The sequence below is a fragment of the Bacillus sp. X1(2014) genome (assembly GCF_007678255.1).
Genome location: NZ_VEED01000098.1, coordinates 1 through 214, shown reverse-complemented (window position 1 = coordinate 214; position 214 = coordinate 1). Strand labels below are relative to the sequence as shown.

Annotated in this window: 1 rRNA gene; it reads right to left on the bottom strand. The window is 36.9% G+C overall.

The window, feature by feature from the left end:
- Positions 1 to 71 (bottom strand): 5S ribosomal RNA (rrf, locus tag FS608_RS29960); the annotation flags it as partial.
- Positions 72 to 214: the final 143 nt, after the last annotated feature.

The following is a 214-nucleotide window of genomic DNA, read 5'->3' as shown; positions in this document are numbered from 1 at the left end:
TCGGCGCTGAGAAGCTTAACTTCCGTGTTCGGTATGGGAACGGGTGTGACCTTCTCGCCATAATTGCCAGACCATATATTCGACACTATTTTATTATAATGTCTTTTTCATATTTTTCAAGAGGAAAATTAATTTTTTTCATTCCCTCAAAACTAGATAATGCAGAAGAAGTTTGTAAACTTGAGTACGCCTTAAAATGGTTAAGTCCTCGAAC